This is a genomic window from Wolbachia endosymbiont of Ostrinia scapulalis, from assembly GCF_023559145.1.
Taxonomy (GTDB): Bacteria; Pseudomonadota; Alphaproteobacteria; order Rickettsiales; family Anaplasmataceae; genus Wolbachia.
This window is the reverse complement of record NZ_CP096926.1, coordinates 587,249-603,836: the sequence shown is the minus strand read 5'-3', so window position 1 is coordinate 603,836 and position 16,588 is coordinate 587,249. Positions and strand designations below refer to the sequence as shown.

At 34.8% G+C, this 16,588-nt stretch carries 10 protein-coding genes, 1 tRNA gene and 2 pseudogenes; 3 read left to right on the top strand and 10 right to left on the bottom strand.

What is annotated here, in order from left to right; all coding sequences use genetic code 11:
* Positions 1 to 6 precede the first annotated feature (6 nt).
* From M1L26_RS03055 to M1L26_RS03040, 4 genes and pseudogenes are all read right to left on the bottom strand, one after another.
* A pseudogene (locus M1L26_RS03055) lies at positions 7 to 852 on the bottom strand (TomO hydrophobic C-terminal domain-containing protein); the annotation flags it as partial.
* Between the two features lie 201 nt (positions 853 to 1,053).
* Positions 1,054 to 2,002 (bottom strand): annotated as a pseudogene (locus tag M1L26_RS03050) (IS110 family RNA-guided transposase).
* A 206-nt stretch (positions 2,003 to 2,208) separates the two neighbouring features.
* Entirely contained in the window at positions 2,209 to 3,054 is an 846-nt protein-coding gene (locus tag M1L26_RS03045) for an ATP-binding protein (protein ID WP_246433158.1), read from the bottom strand.
* 2 nt (positions 3,055 to 3,056) lie between these two features.
* Positions 3,057 to 3,251 (bottom strand): leucine-rich repeat domain-containing protein, encoded by a 195-nt coding sequence (locus M1L26_RS03040; RefSeq protein ID WP_246433159.1) that lies wholly within the window; start codon positions 3,249 to 3,251, stop codon positions 3,057 to 3,059.
* Between the two features lie 286 nt (positions 3,252 to 3,537).
* Between M1L26_RS03040 and M1L26_RS03035 the strand changes: the two genes are divergently transcribed.
* Positions 3,538 to 4,458: a ribose-phosphate diphosphokinase gene (locus tag M1L26_RS03035; RefSeq protein ID WP_211907993.1), complete on the top strand. Its 921-nt coding sequence runs from the start codon at positions 3,538 to 3,540 to the stop codon at positions 4,456 to 4,458.
* The gene (gene gatC / locus M1L26_RS03030) at positions 4,448 to 4,801 is read left to right on the top strand and encodes an Asp-tRNA(Asn)/Glu-tRNA(Gln) amidotransferase subunit GatC (protein ID WP_211907994.1); all 354 of its coding nucleotides are present in this window, start codon (positions 4,448 to 4,450) and stop codon (positions 4,799 to 4,801) included. The genes M1L26_RS03035 and gatC overlap by 11 nt, the downstream gene beginning before the upstream one ends.
* Positions 4,802 to 4,839: 38 nt before the next feature.
* On the opposite strand, the gene M1L26_RS03025 is transcribed toward gatC, so the two are convergent.
* The 6 genes from M1L26_RS03025 to M1L26_RS03000 form a co-directional block, all read right to left on the bottom strand.
* Positions 4,840 to 6,096 carry a Tol-Pal system protein TolB gene (locus M1L26_RS03025; protein WP_211908769.1) on the bottom strand — a complete coding sequence of 419 codons (1,257 nt, stop codon included), beginning with the start codon at positions 6,094 to 6,096 and terminating at the stop codon, positions 4,840 to 4,842.
* 446 nt (positions 6,097 to 6,542) lie between these two features.
* Entirely contained in the window at positions 6,543 to 8,177 is a 1,635-nt protein-coding gene (locus tag M1L26_RS03020) for a ribonuclease J (RefSeq protein ID WP_211907995.1), read from the bottom strand.
* A 169-nt stretch (positions 8,178 to 8,346) separates the two neighbouring features.
* The gene (dnaJ, locus tag M1L26_RS03015) at positions 8,347 to 9,465 is read right to left on the bottom strand and encodes a molecular chaperone DnaJ (protein WP_006012700.1); all 1,119 of its coding nucleotides are present in this window, start codon (positions 9,463 to 9,465) and stop codon (positions 8,347 to 8,349) included.
* An 82-nt stretch (positions 9,466 to 9,547) separates the two neighbouring features.
* Positions 9,548 to 9,625, bottom strand: a tRNA-Arg gene (locus M1L26_RS03010).
* 231 nt (positions 9,626 to 9,856) lie between these two features.
* Positions 9,857 to 10,120: a hypothetical protein gene (locus M1L26_RS03005; protein ID WP_250120399.1), complete on the bottom strand. Its 264-nt coding sequence runs from the start codon at positions 10,118 to 10,120 to the stop codon at positions 9,857 to 9,859.
* A gap of 188 nt (positions 10,121 to 10,308) precedes the next feature.
* Positions 10,309 to 13,395, bottom strand: a complete 3,087-nt coding sequence (locus M1L26_RS03000; RefSeq protein ID WP_211907998.1) for a phosphoribosylformylglycinamidine synthase subunit PurL — start codon at positions 13,393 to 13,395, stop codon at positions 10,309 to 10,311.
* A gap of 108 nt (positions 13,396 to 13,503) precedes the next feature.
* Here M1L26_RS03000 and M1L26_RS02995 point away from each other — a divergent pair, with 108 nt between their 5' ends.
* Positions 13,504 to 16,422 (top strand): PD-(D/E)XK nuclease family protein, encoded by a 2,919-nt coding sequence (locus M1L26_RS02995; protein ID WP_250120398.1) that lies wholly within the window; start codon positions 13,504 to 13,506, stop codon positions 16,420 to 16,422.
* Positions 16,423 to 16,588 lie beyond the last annotated feature (166 nt).

Below are 16,588 nucleotides of genomic sequence, written 5' to 3'. Positions count from 1 at the left end.
AAGCAGTTAAAAACTCAGTATAGTTTGAGTTTGATCAATTTCAACATTACTAAGTGTTGTATTTGCCTTATACAAACAGTAACATCCTGCTGCAAGAAAAATTAATGCGGCTACAGTGAATGAAAGACACATTGCTAAATGAAACATTGTCAAACTTGCACCAACAGCAGATGCTCCAGACAATACAAAAGAAATAGAGGCGTAACTACCTTGCCTTTTACTATTGTTGCTTGCTCCTAAGAATTTTTCATATTTACTATTTAGCTCTTTATTTTTACCTTCAAATTGTTTTTGTAGATCTTTAACACGATTCTCTAATGTGCTTTCATGTTTCTTGAGTTCGGTTGTTACCATACTCTCTAATTCACTCTGTAGTTGAGTACTTTTTTCATTGATAGTCTTTAGATTATCCTTTAATTGAGTGTATTCTTTAGTACATTGAGTTACTTTAATTAAGTCTTTCCTTACAGAATCTAGGCCCTGTTCTAAGTCACTGTTCCTAGAGTCAAGTTCTTCAAATCTTTCCTCACGTTCTTTCTGTAGCGCATTAATTTTAGTTTGTATACCATTAAGTAATTTAGTCACTTTAGCCAACTGTTGAGTAACTACAACATCTGAACTACTATTTGCAGAGCTATGACTTTCTACATTATCTGCATTATCAATATTAACATCACTGCTACAATTGGGTTTAGGACTATTAAGTAATTCTAGACCACCATTAACTTGCTCACTTTCAGGCCCTTGAGATTTCTTCTTCTTAATTGCCTTAATGAAGTGATTCGTGTTAATAGTGATTTTTCCTTCAATTTTAGAAGAATATATAATATCCCATGCTGTGTTATTTATTAAATCAACTATGTTTTTTTTAATTTTTCATTTGTATAATTTTGCAACTTTACCCAACCATATAGATAATAAAAACCCGTTTGTCATAGAAACAGAATTCTATATCAAACAGCTACTGCAACAATTTCCATTTAATCTATGTGAACAAGCACTTTAAGTTTGTGTGGACGCACAATATTCATTTCAATTACTGCTATGTAAATTTTAAACATTCAAATTAATTGCCTCTTTAAGCCTTGCATTAGCAATTACTATAATTTTACGCATTAGAGCTGTTATAGCTACCATCTTCTTCTTACCACTTTCAACAAGCTTAGAATAAAAGGTGCCAAGTGCAGATTTGGACCTTGCAGCAGACATGGCAGATGTAAAGAGCTTTGAACGAACATTACTTCTACCTCCTATAATCCTTCGGTAACCAACAGTTTTACCACTTTCCCTAGGATGAGGTGCTACTCCGGCAAGACTTGCTACTTCTTTTCTACTTAAGTAGCCAAGCTCTGGCATTAAACACAAAAAATCTTGTGATAACTTTTTGCCTATTCCAGGAACTGTTTTAAGGATTTTTTGACGTTGTTGTAGCTCATGGCTTTCATCAATAATTTTTTGTATAGTGTCATTGAGTTCGTTTATTTGATTATTGAAAAATTCAATGGTCTTCTGGCAACTTTCCTTTATATGGTCATTTTCAGGAGCTTCCAGTCTACACTTTTCCTGAGCTCTCATTTGCGTAATGTCATCACGACGTTGACAAAGTGCAACCAGGGTTGATTGTTCTTTTGATTGTAGGTACAAATAGAGAGAGAGTTCTATGGCGTTCAAATCCATATTGAGCAAGAGCCCTCGCATCTGATTTATCAGACTTTGCTACAGTTCCGTGAGACAAGATAAAGCTTTTTACTTTACGAGTATTAGCTCGATGTACTGCAATATTCTTGTCAATAAGAAAATGTGACAAACCAAGCTCATATTTTCCTGTGTTTTCCAAAGTTACTAAAGAATTAGGTAGAATATCTGAAAACTTTTGAAATAATTGTTGCCAAACATCAGAATCATTGTCAAATTTGACAGCGTTCTTCTGTTTGTGAATTGCAACGACATTTTTAAATTTTCCGATATCAATGCCAATAAAATTTTGATAAGATGTAACCATAACAAACCTCGATAGTTTTAGTTAATTTAAGATTGTAAACGGGTGCATATATATGTCCCAAGCAACTATTCAAACGTATCGAGAGATGGGCTAGTGTACCTTGATTTAAACGGTTGTAGTACCAATATTCTTCCGGTCGCACACGCCCATGATAGTCCTATTCCTATAGTGAGTAGGGCTATCTTTCCCTCTTATCCTCTTTTATATCACATTTTCAACTTACAATATTCTAACTCAGCTCCCGAGAAACCATCAGTTTTATCTGCAAGTTTTTCAGTATTTACTTTAACTTCCAACTCTTCAATATCTTTAAATGTTTTTATATATAAGTCCAATATATCCTTACGCTGGGCCTTATCTGGTAAAGGAATTTCAATATGATTATAGAGACGGCCTGGCCTAATAAACGCTTTGTCTAAAACATCTCTACGATTAGTTGCAGCAATTACTGTTACACCTTTTAGTGGGTTGAAACCATCGAGCTCGGTTAAAAACTGATTCACAAGGCTGTCGCATGATTGAGCATGACCAGAACTACCACCGCTACCACGTTTTGTAGCAATACAATCAATTTCATCTATAAAAATTATACAAGGAGCATTTGCTCTTGCCTTTTTAAAAATTTCTCTTACGTACTTTTCACCTTCACCAACATACGATTTCAGAAATTCAGATGCAGAAACACTAATAAACTTTGCATTAGCTTGACATGCAATTGCACGAGCAATTTTGGTTTTACCATTTCCGGGTGGACCATAAAAAAGATAGCCTTTTTCTGGTTTGTAACCTGTCTTTTGAAGTAATGCTTTATTTCTTTCTGGAATAATACCAAGAATCTTGTTTAGCTCCTTTTTAAAGCTTTCTGGAATTATAATATCATCAAGTGTTGTTTTACTTTCCGATTTAGCTGGATCAAAAATTTCTATTGAAGAGTTACTTTGTGTGAATCTATTTATAAAACTATCTATTATTCTAAAATTTTCTATACCTTTAACATTAATTTTTTTAAGATCAGCTAAAGCTTTTGCTCCTTTATCACCAATGTTGTTCAAAGTTACATAAAGTGAAGTAAGGTTGTAAGATTACCATTAGCTAAAGCTTTTGCTCCTTCATCACCAATATAACAGCTTTTTAAACTAAGCTTTGTAATACTAAGATTGCTCTGTAAAAAGCTTACTAATTCACTTATGTTTATTGTTTTCGAGTACAAATCAAGAAAGTCGTCTTGAACAAATTGACTAAAATCCATTTCATTTCTCCATTAAATATATAGATATTTTAGCCTATATTTTAATAATTGTCAAATTTTTAATAAATCTAATGAAAAATTATAGAAAATGCTTAGCATCACAAAAAATTTACTTTATTTTTAAGTAGAAAAATAGTACGTACCTTTGTGAAAACGAGTTGCATGATAAGAAAGCTGGTGAAATGTTTCGAGTAACTTTTTCGTTTCTATGATCCACTTGGCGGCAAGAATAAAGTTTTAATCGTTCCATGGTTTCTGTATAATTTTCAAAACTTAATTGGTATATATGAAGGTAATAATAGGTAGCGCTAGTAAACGATTAGGAGATTCAATAGCAAGTGGGCTAAATGCTCAGCTATTCCCCAATCAGGTGTCAAGATTTGCCGATGGTGAGGTAAATGTAGAAGTAGCAAATGATCTACGTGATCAAGAAGTATACGTAGTACAATCTATTTCTTCCCCTGTAAATGATAACCTTATGGAGCTTCTGCTTACAATTGATGCAGCAAAGAGATCTGGAGCCAAGAGAATAACAGCTATTATTCCTTATTACGGATACAGTAGGCAGGATAGGGTTATTAAAAACAATAATATGCAATCTGCTTTAAGTGCTAAATTAACTGCAAATCTTATTCAAACAGCTGGTGCAAACAGTGTTGCTGCTATTGATTTGCATTCAAGTCAAATTGAAGGTTTTTTTGATATACCAGTTACTAATCTAAGCTGTTTTGAAGTATTTGTTAACTCTATATACAAGGAAAACTTGGCAATAGTTGCGCCTGATGTTGGAGCAATTGGCAGAGCTCGTGCTTTTGCAAAGATTTTAGAGGAAAAACACAAGTTGGATAATGATATTGTTGTAGTAGATAAATATAGAGAAAAAGCAGGTACATCTGAGGTAATGAATGTAATCGGAGAAGTTGCAAACAAAAATTGCGTCATTGTTGATGATATAGTTGACTCTGGCGGAACATTATGTAATGCAGCTCTTGCTTTAAAAAACCGAGGAGCAAAGTCTGTAGTTTCGTGCATTACACATGGAATACTTTCAGGAAATGCAGTTGAGAAAATCTCTTCCTCTTCTCTGGATAAATTAGTAATTACGGACACCGTATTTCACAAATTTGAAAAAAATGATAAGATAGAGGTTGTTTCAATTGCAAATATTTTAATTTGCTTTATGCAAGGAGGTAAAAGTGCCAGCTAGATCAACAGAAGATGTTATCACTTCGTTAATAGAATTTGCAAATAAGAGAAAAATAACAATTACTAAGGAAGAAATGCTTAAAACTGCACAGCTTGTGAGGATTAAGTTATCCGATGATGAGATTCAATACTACTCAAAAGAACTGACAATGCTGGATTGGATACATGATACTTTGTTGAAAGTTAATACTGAAGGTGTTTCTCCTATGCGTTATGGAACTATAGATAAGGATGTCCATGTACGCGATGGTATTATAAATTCTCAAAACATTAAAGAAGAAATATTATCCAATACAAAATCGGAGCATGGGTATTTCGTAGTACCGAAGGTTATAAACGATTAAGATAAAGCAAGATTTATACCGATTTTATAGATCTACTTTCAAAAATAAGACCAATCTGGTAAAGAAGCATTCGTTGGAGTAAAAACCATTTTTTGATTTTTCTTTACTAAATCTACTAAATATAATTTAGAGTTGCTTGGTGATTCTGCGTTAGTAAAGATAATTTCTCTGCCATTTGGTAGCCATGCCGGAGATTCAATTTTATGTCCCTCTGAAAGCAAGCGCTCTTCTTTGCCATCTGGCTTCATAACTCCTATGTAAAATTTTCCTGACTGAATTTTTGTAAAAGCTATCAGATCTCCTTTTGGCGACCAAACAGGTGTAGCATATCTTCCATTTCCAAAACTAATTCTCTTGGGTTTTTTGCTTTTTTTAGTGAAATCTATGATATATAGTTGCTGACTTCCACTTATATCAGAACTAAAAACCATGTACTTTTGATCTGGAGACAAAGAGGGAGAAGTACTTATAGCTGAACCTTTAGTAATTTTTTTTGTTCGTTTACTGCTTAAGTCTAGAGATAATATATTTGTTTCACCACTCAATGAGTGGGAAATAAAAAGAGATTTACCATCAGGAGAAAATCTTGGTGCAGAAATAACTCCTTCAAATGCGCTGATTATTGATTCAGTGTTATCTTTTAAATTTTTTAATATTATATAACTTTTACCATTTGTGTATGAGATATAAACAATACCCTTTCCATTTGGTGAAAATCTTGGTGTTGACACAAATTCCTCACCATTTGTTAAGTACTTTATATTACTGCCATCTTGATTCATCACAGCAATTTTACGGACGGATTTGTAATTGCTATCTTTTTCTTCAGCGATATATGTAATTTTTGTATTGAAATGCCCTTTCTCACCAATTAATCTATCGTGTATCACATCTGAAACAAGATGACTAATTTTCCTCCAGTCTTTTACTAGAAAAACAACCGACTGAGTAAGTAATTCTCTGTTTGTAAAGCTGTCAGATAAACGAAAAGATAGCTCTAAATTTCTGTTTGATACTTCACTTAAACTTACTGTGACTACAGTATCGCTTTTCCAAGACTCAACTTTCGTGTTACGTTTCACATTAAATAAGCCACAATTAGATAGATTTGTTTCAATTACTTTTGTGATGCTTTCACTTAGCTCACTTTCCACTTCTGTCTTGCATGCACATTTAGATACAACAAGATCAATATTACCAATATTGCTTTTTTTTATATCAACATATAAAACAGCTTTTGTGGAATAAGGAATAAATAACGAAATAAATAACACCAGTTGAACGAATAGCTTCATTAGATTTCTTGCATTACCTCCTGTCATCTCAGCAAATAGCTTACTTTTGAAGTTAAACTGCATGACAGTAGAGTAAATCAATTTCTGCAGTACTTGACACTGGAATCCAGAAATTTGACTGCAAGTAAGTGCACTGAGGTGGCAAGCATAAAAGTAGCTGTTTTATTCTAAAATAAACGTCTTTGACAAGGTTGCATGAAAAAATGGATTCCAGTGTCAGAGCACTGGGATGACACTCTACTGGTGGAGATTGCTCTAAAACTACAATGTTTGCCTGGGCGTTGAGATGGCACCCTTCTGGTAGATTCAAATCACAATGTTTGTATAGTTGTGTGATCTGACACTGATTTTTTTTTACGGATTCCAGTATTGCATGCTGAAATAACATCAAAGAATACATTGTTAACTTCTTACTCAAATAATGGTTAATAAAAAGAGGTATATTTCTATACCTGTTCTATTTGGACTTCAACTATAGGTCTTTTTAGTAAATATTCCTTTAAGATACTAAATATTGAACTTTCAATCTTATTTCTTATTTTTTTTATCGGTTGTGGACTAAATGCTGACTCAACCTTCTCTATGATCTTTTGCATAATGGCTGCATCTTCTTGCGCTTCGAAAACACCAGGTGCAAATATTTTTGGCTTAGCGAGCAATTTGTTTTTCTTATTCACAATTGCTGTTACTACAATAACCCCAGCATCTCTCATTCTCTCACGCATCTTTATAACGCTGCATTCTGGATGGCGTAGCAACGTACCATCAATACCAAAGTAGTCAACATCAATTGAACTAACTTTTTCTCCATTCTCCAAATTAACAATATCACCTGGTGCAATCATTATTGCTTTTTTCACACCGCACTCTTTAGCGAACTTTACATGTGCATCCGTATGAATATACTCACCATGAACTGGAATAGCTATCTTAGGTTTTATCAAAGAATACATTTCCCTTAGCTCTGCTTTTACTGGATGTCCGGAAGCATGAACATTCTCTGTTTTTTCAGTAATAACTTCCACTCCCATCTCAATAAAGGCATTGAGCATGTTATGTGCACGAGTTTCATTGCCAGGAATGATTTTTGATGAAAAGATTATGGTATCACCTTGCTGCATTTTAAATGCTTGATGACTCTTATTAGCAAGCCTTGAGGTTGCTGCCAGTGGCTCACCTTGACAACCTGTGCAAAGTAGCACCAGCTTTTCCCTTGGAAAATTTACTGCCTCCTTTGCTTCTAGAAACTCAGGAGAATCAGTTAAATAACCACTATCCTGAGCAACTTTCACTATTCTCCATAAAGATCTGCCAAGTAAAACCACTTTTCTATTTAGTGCTTGTGCAGCTTTAGCGATAGTCTCAATTCGCGCCACATTTGAGGCAAATAGCGATACAGCAATCAATTTTTTAGACCGCTTTATTATATTGTAAATATTATCATAAATTTCACTTTCTGATTCAGGGTCGTGTTTGCTCAGTATGTTTGTTGAATCACAAATTGCTGCAAGTAGATCACCTTTATCGCCAATTTCTTTTAAACGCTCTATATTAGAAATTAATCCAACAACAGGTTTTGGATCAAATTTCCAGTCCCCAGTATGAAGTGCACTACCTGCTTCAGTGCTAATTAATATTGAATTTGCCTCAGGAATTGAGTGAGTTACATTTATAAACTCAACGGTAAAAGGACCCAAATTTATGCTGCCATTTATGTCTACCTCTTTCACAGGTACCACACCTTCCAATCGAAACTCCTTTAGTTTCTCCTTGAGAAAATTAACTGTAAACTTTGTTGTATATATGGGACATTGCAAATCTTCCCACAGATGAGGCACTGCACCACAGTGATCTTCATGTGCATGTGTAATTATTATTCCAAGCAAATCTTTTTTTCTTTGAGCAATAAAATCTACATCAGCAATGAGTAGCTCAACACCTGGCATAGTTTCATCTGCAAAACCGATACCAAGGTCGATCATAATCCACTTGCCTTGATAATGATATAGGCTAACGTTCATCCCAATTCTTCCTACTCCTCCAAGAGGAAGAAATAAAAACTCATTTTTGTTTATGTTCATTAATTTTAAATTATTAAAATGCGAGGATAGCAAAACTTCGACCTTAAATAAAGGAATTTATCACTTTTGCATAACTTTAAAAAATCTTTTCACTAAAAGAGAAGGCTTTCAAATTGGTAAAAAGAATTAAGTGTAGACAGCTACCTCTTTATATCATTTAGCAAATTTCTCATTTTTTTTTTACTTTTCCAAAGAATCCTTCAGATTTCTGCTCTACACTTTCATGTTCCTCTTCCTCAAGCGCTTTTAATAGCTCAATCTGCTTTTGGGTTAAATTCTTTGGATTTAAAGTCTCAACTATTACCTGTACGTATAAATCACCACGAGCATGTGAGTTCATATATGGCATACCCTTTTCCCTACAACGTAGTTTGGTACCAGTTTGAGTGCCTTCAGGGACCTTTACTTTTATTTTAGCTCCATCAATTGATTGAATATCGATTTCACCACCAAGTACTGCTAGTGTCATTCTTATAGGCACTTTACAGTGTAAATCTGCTCTATTGCGAGTGAAGATCTGATGAGTAGCTATTTTCACACATACGTATAAATCTCCGCTTTTTCCACCTCTTGCTCCAGCTTCTCCTTTACCACTGACCCTTACCTTAGCTCCTTCTTCTATGCCTTTTGGAATTGAAACGGAGATATTTACTTCATCTCTTTTACGCCCACTTCCACCGCATTTCTTACATTTATTTTGTATTATTTCTCCTTCCCCATAGCATGTAGTACACGTTCTTTCAATGGTAAAAAAGCCCTGTTGAGTTCTAATTCTACCGCTTCCCTGGCATGTGTTGCACTGAACTGGTTTGATTGCTCCTTCGCTACCTGTGCCTTGGCATGTATTACATTTTATATTTGTCACATAATGTATAGGTGCTTGTATTCCTTTAAATGCATCTTCTAAGGTAATTTTAAGATCGTAGCGCAGATCTGATCCAGATACTCCTGTTGTACTTCTTTTTGTTCTTGACCTACTTGTACTGCCGCCGAATCCTCCACCAAAAAAATCGTTAAATATATCGCTAAAATCCCCTCCAGCTTGGCTGAAATCAAATCCACCAGAAGCACCATCGTGACCATAACGATCATAACCTGCTCTTTTTTCAGAGTCAGATAGAACTTCATATGCAGCTGTTACTTCTTTAAATTTTTCCTCTGCTTCCTTATTACCAGGATTTCTGTCAGGATGATATTTTAATGCTAGTTTTTTATATGCTTTTTTTATCTCGTCAGTACTAGCATTTCTGCTCACTTCTAGCAGATCATAATAGTCTTTTTTGTTCATATATAATAGCTCAGTATTTTACCTTTAAAGATAGGTATTACACATATGAATTTCAAGCATGACCTCTATTTCCTATAAAATATGGTGCACCCTGAGCGACTTGAACGCCCGACCTTTTGATCCGTAGTCAAATGCTCTAATCCAACTGAGCTAAGGGTGCTTGCACAAAGTTGACTTTAACAGATTTTATAGCTTATTTCAATTGGTTTAGCTAAAAATAAAACTCTTATCATGTATGAAACCTGTAAGAAATTGTACTAGCTCTCTTAAAGGATAACTTAAGTTAACAGTTTCCAATTACTTTGATTTTAGAACCGCTATCCGAATAAGAGCTTTTCACATTATACTGCCAAACTGCTAACAAATAGCGGAATGACGGTTATAGTTAAATCTAAACTATTTTGGCTATACCAACACAAATAATCGTACTATCAATGACCGATGCTATAATTAAAGTGATGAAATTTGCCATATGAAAATTCAATTTCGACTTTAGTTCTTCAAAAACAACTATGCTTGAGAGAAGAGAGATTAAAATTGCAGTATATAGAACCAGTATCATAAAACTAAAATTTTGCAATTTAAAAAGACAGCATATCACTGTACACACTATTAAGCTGTAAGTAGCTTTGCTTCTACCATGAAACTCAACCATTGAGTTTACAACTAAAGTAGCTCCCACAAATAAGGTAGCACATATCATTAATTTATTTGAAGTGTTAAGTAAAGAAAGACTGATAAGCAAGAGTATTGATAAAATGGACATAATCACCTACCCAAATTTAATAACATGCATTTACTTTAATCAGACATTACACATAATGAAAAATTTGTCTAGCGTAATCAAAAGTTATTTAAACTAGTACCTAAGTCTTTCAAATCTATTCTTATAATATCCTTTATATTGAGAGCTTTCTCCTTTGTCACTTTTCCAATACATGAAAAAACTATACCTTTAAACAATTCTTCAAACTTCCGCTGATTTTGCGGGGCAATGGTTACTAATATTCTACTTTGCGATTCAGAAAACATTATTATCTTGTTTATTATGTCTGTATTTTGTGTTTTTCCTATTGGTACTAGTGAAAGATCAATTTCAGCACCAAGGTCTCCTGCAATTAGCGATTTTGCCAGAGCAATAATTAAGCCGCCTAAGTTTGGTGCAATTGCAGAGACAATTATGCCATCTTTTATTGCCTGGTTGTAACGTTCATACAACTTCCTAGCGCTCTTTGCATTAACTTTTGGCACGTTGTTATTATCTATTCCACTATATAACTGATATTCAGATTTACCAAGCTCATCGTGGGTTGTACCAAGCACATATATCAAGTCCCCTGGCATTTTCACATCAAGCGATACCGCATTTTCAATATTGTCTATAACTCCAATTGCTGAAATGAGTAGTGAAGGTGGTGCAGATATCATCACTTTCTCGCCATTTTCATCATATCCCTTAAAGTCGTTAAACATACTATCTTTTCCGGATATAAATGGCGTTTTAAATGCAGTTGCAAAGTTGTAACAAGCCTCTGCAGCTCTCTTTAGTTGCCACAGCCTTTCTGGATTATAAGCATCACACCAGCAAAAATTGTCGAGCAACGCTAGATGATTTATATTTCCTCCTGCAGCTACGTAGTTACGTATTGCAGTGTCAATCGCACATGCTGCCATGTGATAAGTGTCAATTTCTCCATAACTTGAGCCAAATCCCTGCGATTTTACAACACCTTTGTTTGAAGAAAGGACTGGCCTCGAGACAACAGCTTCACTGCACACTCTTCCCTTGCCTTGCAGTGGTTTCAGTATTGACGATCCTTGAACCTCATGGTCATATTGCACCACTATAAACTCTTTGCTGCGTATGTTTGGTCTGCTTAGCATTTCTTTTAGTGCAAAGGTGTCATTCCAGTGCTTGACACTGGAATCTATCTCAAGCTCAACTCTGCCATCGCACGTATTTTTACATAAAGTTTTAGATTTATTTGCAGAAAAAGCCTGCTGGGTTCCAGTGTCAAGCACTGGGATAACAGGAGAGAATTCTGGAATGACAGCGTATGGGTTAGATTTTCCAGACCATGGATTTGTCTGTAAATGCATTTTAGGATTACCATCATGCAGAAATTCAGTTTCGATGTCCATTATTACTGCCCCTGGGGGACATTTAACAACGGCTTTGCCACTTTTGTTGAATTCTCCAATTACACAGACCTCCACATCATGTGTTTTCATGATTTGCTTAAACGCAGGAAGATTTTCTTCTGGCACTGCTAAGGTCATTCTCTCTTGTGATTCTGATATCCATATTTCCCACGGAGCCATACCATCGTTTTTAAGGAGAACCTTGCTCAAATCAACTTCAAATCCGTCTTTTCCCATTTCACCAATGGACGATGATAGACCGCCTGCTCCATTATCCGTTATTGCATTATAAAGACCAAGATCTCTTGCTTTTACGACGGCGTTGGATAATTTTTTTTGTGTTATAGGATCACCAATTTGCACAATTGTTGAAGGGCTATTTCCCGACAATGCCTCTGAAGAAAAAGTTGCACCGTGAATTCCGTCCCTTCCAACTCTTCCACCAATAATTACGATTTTATCACCGTTTTTGGGTTCTTTTATGTGTGAAGGTGCATTATTTATATTCCGTGGAATAATTCCGATGCTTCCAACAAAAACTAATGGCTTTCCACAGAATCTATCGTCAAAGTATACCGATCCAAGTTGCGTTGGAATACCGGAGCAATTACCAGCAACATTAACACCGTGAATCACTTCTTTCATTATATATTTTGGTGGTAAGATTTTATCAGTACGCTCTTTATCTCTATAAAGTTTGCCTTTTGATTCTTTGGCAAAGCAAAAGTAATAAGTATTCATTATAGGTTCTGCACCTTTGCCAAAACCGACTATATCTCGATTAACTCCAAGCACTCCAGTCATTGCTCCACCGAACGGATCGAGAGCTGAAGGACTATTGTGAGTTTCAACTTTATCTACAATCAAGTAATCGTCATCAAAAATTATTCCTCCTGCGTTGTCGGAGAAAACTGACACGCATATGTTAGAATTTATCTCACGCGTTGCACGCTTAATATAATGAGCATATAGACCATCTTTTATTTCATCAATAGGGGAGCAAAAAATATTGTGTTTACAATGTTCAGACCAAGTCTGTGCCAGAGACTCAAGTTCAATATCATATGGATTTCTACCGAGTTTTTCAAAGTAATCCTTTATAGCTTTCATTGCTGCCAGCGAGAGCCCTAACGTGCCATTACCATCGATTCCATCTCTGCTGATTTTTTCAAGCTCTTGGTCACTTACATTGAGTTTGACAGATTTTGCTCCATTATTACCTGGTGTCATCCCAGTGCTTGACACTGGAATCCATTCTTTTTTTTCCTGGTCACGCGCTGTAATGACACCAGGTGGGGTATTTGGTTTACTGTAATACTTCCAATGGCAATTGCCGTTTTCTTTATAGACAAGTGTGCAATATTCAGTAATAGGATTGAATTCCTGTTTTATGTCATCTTCGGTTGGAAAACCTCCTTGACTTAGAATCAATTTTGAACTTCTTGCCTTGATAGAAACACTTTCATCAATGTGGCCTTTGCTCATTAGATATTCTCTAACAATTTGTTTTGCCGTGTTTCCTACGTTATCGGTCATGCCAGGTAAAAAGCTTATCTCCAAGCCCCATTTTGCTTGTGATTCTATGAAGTTATATTGAACTTTTTCAAGGTTTTCATTGTAGGAATAATAACGGCAGTCTTGTATGACTTTATTATAAAATAGCCCACAAATTTCTTCATGTAATTTTGATGGTAATTCTTTGCTTATGTAAATCAAGTAAACATTAACTACCCTTCTGCGGCCAACTTGTTCACATTTATTAAAAACTTCTATTCTGATGTTTGCCATGTAATATTGTAAAAGACTTTAATATATCATAGCATAAGAAACTGCGAGCACATTTATATTTTAAATAATTTCTATACAATAAAAGTGTTGTATTAATTGTTACTGTTAGTGGGAAGAGTTTTTACTGTTAATGTGAATGAGTCCCTTTTTGATGTTCTGGTTCAGCACATATTTTCTGAATATGAAAGAGAAAAAATTCCCGAGATAAAGATCATACTTCCCTGCAAGAGGGATGTGATAGCATTGCTGAGTGCATTCAAGAATTACAGAACTATAATTTTGCCAGAGATAGTTTCACTAGAAAACATTGATGAAGAAGATTTAATATTAAATCTTGATAGAGTTAAAGTTATTAACCCGACAAAGAGAACGCTGCTACTCATTCAATTTATATTGGAGTGGAATAAAAAACACAATGATAGTTTTCCAATCGATCTAGTTTACAGTTTGCCGTCATTACTTCAATATACCCAAATAGCGGATTGTTATCAGCTTGATGAGCATTCGAAGAAAATGGAGAATTTCATAAACTTACTTATCAAAACTTGGAGTAATACTTTAAAAAATTTAGGAGTAGTAGATATACTAAAGCATAAGAGTGACTACATAAACAATATGATAGCCTCCCTGAAGAAAGATCAGCATATGATCTTTATTGGAATTGGAAAGGAGGAGATTTATAAGTTGTTGATTAAAGCTGTATACGACCTGCCATTTGGAAAGATAATTTTACCTAATCTGAATTTGAAAATTAAAGAGAAAGATTGGCAATCACTTGATAAAAAACATTATCAATATTGCCTGAAAGATCTGCTCGATTATTTAAGTATAGGCAGAGAGGATGTAAGTTTTCTGCCAGAAGCGTGTTCTGATGTCATTCCAGTACCCAGACACTCGGATCCAGAAAACTTAACTTTAAATGAGTGCACCAGGTGGCTGTACAATAGAAACTGGATTCCAGTGTCAAGCACTGGAATGACATCATCTACTACTCAAATTACCTGCAAATTACAATGTTCGTACACTAAAAATCAGAGGGCTGGGATGACAGGCAGTCCTGAACTAGATTATGTCTTTGATACAACTGCCGATCTAAGTAAAGTTAGTAATGGATATATTGGCAATATTGAAGTCATCACTTGTGATTCCAGAGAGGAAGAAGCACAGGTGAAGTCACTAATTATGGAGAATGAAGGTTATGAAAACGTTTCTTTGTTTGTTTTTGATAAATTACTTGCAGTTCGTATGGTGTGCCCCATATCGAAAAACTATTCTTATGTGACGCTTCTGCTTTATAGTATTGAGATTTTGAACTCAAAATGGAACGGTGTAGCATTGCTTTCTCTTCTTAAACATAGGCTAGTGACTTTTGGTTACGCTCAAGAAAAGTACACTCGTATTTTATCTGAGTTTGAGATAGAAGTATTGCGTAGCTTTGATATAAGTGGTCTTAAGGATATTATCAACGCTATTAGTACTTGTAAAAAGCTAAGATATAAAGAAGATATATTAATTATTATCAGTAGATTAGAAACTATATTTAATCTTTTACTTAATCTTATAAATTATCCTATTTCTGATATAGCAGCAGCTCATTTACAGTGTGTTAATGTGCTTTCTAATGTGAATTTTCTAGAGCTAAATGGTGAAATAGGTAATTTTACTCGTGATTTCTTAAATGCATGTGACGGTATAGCAATTGAGTGTTCCTTAGAGTTATATAGTCAAATCCTGATATTATTTTTAAAAAGGAAGTTTTTTTCTCCAGAAAATAACTTTGATAAATTTAGCTTATATCAAAATAAAGTTGTAATACTTGCTGGATTTAATGATATACCAAATTTTCAGAATCCGTTTTTGAGTGCACTGAATAGAGAAAAATTTAACCTTCCTTCTGTGCAAGAAGAGCAAGGGTACTTTTTGTATACTTTGCGCAATTTATTTGGTGCCGGCAAGGTTTATATTACGAGGCTAGTGAGTGATAGAAAATCAATTCTATTGCGCCGTTTGGAGGTTCTGTTACAAGAACCAAAATATCCTTATCGCAATTGGCTAAGAATATTAAATACACCTGAGTGCATTGTTCCATGTACTCAGCCTATGCCAAAACCTCAAGCCAAAGTCAGAGAAGAAAAAATGCAAGTGATGTCTTGCAGTGCGGTAGAAAAACTGATTCGTAACCCTTATTCATTTTATGTTGAATACATACTGAACCTTAGACAGTTGAAAGACTTAAATTTTAAGCCATCGATATTGGAGTTTGGCACTATGGTACACAATATTTTTGCAAGATATTTACGCAACGAAAAGTCGCTGATGAGTATTACACGAGAAATATTCTCGTCTAATCGATTCCACTTTTCAAATATGTGGTGGGTAAGGTTGCAGAGGATAATTCAATCTTTTGTTGAGTTTGATAGGACTGGAAACAATCAAGTTGAGTTGGAGAAGAGCTTTTCCTATCCGATATTTCATATTCCAGCGCGTGACACACAACTGCGCGGATGCTGTACAACTTCCACTAAGAAGAAGGGTGTCATCCCAGTGCTTGACTACTTGGATCCAGAAAATTTGATTGCAAATGAACACACCAGACAATTGTGTAATAAGAGCTGGTCAGATACTCGAATGACAGAAGAAATTTCACTGACAGCAAGATGTGATAGAGTTGAGTATCTACCAGGTGGGCAAGTAGCAATTATAGACTATAAACTTGGTTCACCACCTTCCAATGAGGAAGTTATGTCAGGATTTTTCCCGCAATTAATTTTACAAGCTTTAGCAGTGGAATACACAACAAAAAAAGAAGTCTCGGAGCTTGCTTATTGGAAACTTGATTATGATAAAATAAAGGTTATTGCTTTGAAAGATTATAGACAAAAAATGCATGAATTTCAGAATATTCTACCAGATTTCTTATCTAATTATTTAAGAGATACTACTCCCTTCATTGCCTCTCCTTATTTTGATAAATTCCTGAGATTTAACAGCTACAAACAACTAGAAAGGATAGGGGAGTGGTTATAAATTATATCTCCTCTCATCCAGATCAAAATAGCTGGTTGTACAGCTGGTTTACTAAGTGCAGTAGGAGAATTACTAGATTGTGATATAGACTCATCTTTGCTAGATTCAAACAACCATAAAAAAACACTAAAAAGTGATTCAATCAATTTTAGCCATTAAAACTTGA

Bases quoted from the DNA above. Each gene is read 5' to 3' on its own strand.
- M1L26_RS03035 (WP_211907993.1), top strand. From the start codon at position 3,538: ATGAAGGTAATAATAGGTAGCGCTAGTAAACGATTAGGAGATTCAATA.
- M1L26_RS03020 (WP_211907995.1), bottom strand. From the start codon at position 8,177: ATGAACATAAACAAAAATGAGTTTTTATTTCTTCCTCTTGGAGGAGTA.
- dnaJ (WP_006012700.1), bottom strand. From the start codon at position 9,465: ATGAACAAAAAAGACTATTATGATCTGCTAGAAGTGAGCAGAAATGCT.
- M1L26_RS03025 (WP_211908769.1), bottom strand. From the start codon at position 6,096: ATGAAGCTATTCGTTCAACTGGTGTTATTTATTTCGTTATTTATTCCT.
- M1L26_RS03000 (WP_211907998.1), bottom strand. From the start codon at position 13,395: ATGGCAAACATCAGAATAGAAGTTTTTAATAAATGTGAACAAGTTGGC.
- M1L26_RS03005 (WP_250120399.1), bottom strand. From the start codon at position 10,120: ATGGTTGAGTTTCATGGTAGAAGCAAAGCTACTTACAGCTTAATAGTG.
- M1L26_RS03040 (WP_246433159.1), bottom strand. From the start codon at position 3,251: ATGGATTTTAGTCAATTTGTTCAAGACGACTTTCTTGATTTGTACTCG.